Here is a 2,110-nt window from a genome sequence, read left to right on the forward strand (position 1 = left end):
GCCCTGGAACAGCACGTCGACATCCACGCCGCCCTGCACCGCCCTCCTTCCCCCGACACGGGCGGCGCGGCCGATGCCGGCCAGGGCGCCGATGCGGGCGACGCCGGTCCCTTCGCGCGGCGCTACCGGCGCCTGCCAGGCGAAGCGGCCGCGCTGGCGGCGCACGAGGCGGTGCGCGGGCGGCTGGCGCAGCGTCCGCTGCTGCCGCCGCAGGCCGAATATGATGTATTGTGGTTCATCGCCCGCTACGGCCCGGAACTGGCCGACTGGGAGCGCGACATCTTCCTCGCCGTGCGCGAGGAATCGTTCTATTTCTACCCCGTGTATGCCTGCCAGATCATGAACGAAGGCTGGGCGTCCTACTGGCATGCGCGGCTGCTGCGCGAAGCGCGCTTCCTGCCGCCGGAACTGTACCTGTCGGCCATCAAGTCCCATTCCGACGTCGTGCGCCCATATGCGGGAGAACATCAACTGGCGCTGGCCGTCAATCCCTACCACCTGGGTTTTTGCATGTGGGAGCGCATCATCGAAAGGCAGGGACTGGCGCGCGCGCGCGAAATCTGCCGCGATGACGACGATTTCAGCTTCATCCGCAACTACCTGGACGCGGAGCTGGCCGACCGCCTGGGCCTGTTCGTGCATGAAAGCCGCCGCGATGGCGAGACGCGGCTGGCCAGCCGCGAACTGGCGGCCATCCGCGAAGCGATCCTGGCGCCCAAGTACAATTACGGCGCGCCGTGCATCGCCGTCACCCTGCTCAACGATGACGGCAGCCTGGTGCTGCGCCATGACCACCAGCGCGATGGCCGCGGCCTGGACCTGGAGCGCGCACAGCAGGTGCTGGCCTACATCGCCCGCGTGTGGCGCCGGCCCGTCACCCTGCACACGGCCGATTTCCGCGGCACGCCAAAAGTGCTCAACAGCAAAAAGGACGGCGTGCCGGAACCGCCCGCGCCGACCCCGGCGCCCGTGCCGCGCTGAAAGGCGCCCGCCCGGCTCCGCCAGCTGGCTGCCGGCTGCCGGCTGCATCGCAAGCCGGGCCTGGATGCCCTGCCGGCAGCCGCGTCCATGGTCCCGAACTCCGAGGTGCTCCGAGGTTGACGGCGCGCCGGCGGGACCATGGCCGGTCCAGCCGGCGCGTAGCCGGGGCGGCTGGCACTGGCGAACGGCTGGGGCCTCGGGACCCTGCGTCCGCCTCGGCGCCGATACCAGTGTCCGGGCCGCGGCTTGTGCTGCCATTGGCTTGCGCTTGCGCTGGCATCGTCGCTGGCGCCTACGCTGGCGCCTGCGCCACGTACCAGGCGATGGTCTGGCGCAGGCCTTGCGCCAGGTCGTGCGTGGGGACGTAGCCGAGCAGGCGGGACGCCTTGGCGATGTCGGCCTGCGAGTGGCGCACGTCGCCGGCGCGGAAGTCGCCGTAGGCGGGCGCCAGCGGCCGGTGGCCGGGACAGGCGGCCAGCAGCATGCGCTGCATGGTCGCGTGCAGCTGTGTCAGGCTGGTGCGGGCGTTCACGGCCACGTTGTAGACCTGGTTGACGGCCGCCGGGTCGCTGCAGGTGGCGGCCAGGATGTTCGCCTGCACGGCGTTCTGCACGTAGCAGAAGTCGCGGCTGGTGGCGCCGTCGCCGTGGATCTGCACGGCCCGCTCGTCGAGCATGGCGGCGATCCAGCGCGGTATCACGGCCGCGTAAGCGCCCAGCGGGTCCTGGCGCGGGCCGAAGACGTTGAAGTAGCGCAGCCCCACCGTTTCCGTGGCATAGCAGCGCGCGTAGATTTGCGCGTACAGCTCATTGACGTATTTGCTCAAGGCATATGGCGACAGCGGTGCGCCGATGTGCTGCTCCACCTTCGGCAAGGCCGGGTGGTCGCCATACGTGGCGCTGGACGCCGCATACACGAAGCGGCGCACGCCGGCGTCGCGGGCGGCGGCCAGCATGCTGAGAAAGCCGCTGACATTGACGGCATGGCACAGCAGCGGGTCTTCCAGCGAGCGGGCCACGGAACCGAGCGCGGCCTGGTGCAGCACGTAGTCGACGCCGGCATGCGCCACGTTTTCCGGCGCCCCGCCTGGCTGCGCCACGCCACCGCCGGCGGTCTCCCGGCGCGCCGC

2 protein-coding genes are annotated in these 2,110 nt (G+C 70.7%); one reads left to right on the forward strand and one right to left on the reverse strand.

The window, feature by feature from the left end; genetic code table 11:
- On the forward strand, positions 1 to 981 hold a 981-nt coding region (locus CBW50_RS28285; RefSeq protein ID WP_139842706.1), incomplete at its 5' end, for a SpoVR family protein.
- A 292-nt stretch (positions 982 to 1,273) separates the two neighbouring features.
- Here CBW50_RS28285 and CBW50_RS28290 read toward each other — a convergent pair.
- The coding region (locus CBW50_RS28290) for an NAD-dependent epimerase/dehydratase family protein (protein WP_086148562.1) at positions 1,274 to 2,110 on the reverse strand (837 nt) is incomplete at its 5' end.

The sequence above is a fragment of the Janthinobacterium sp. GW458P genome, assembly GCF_002127585.1.
In the GTDB taxonomy this organism is placed as follows: Bacteria; Pseudomonadota; Gammaproteobacteria; order Burkholderiales; family Burkholderiaceae_D; genus Janthinobacterium.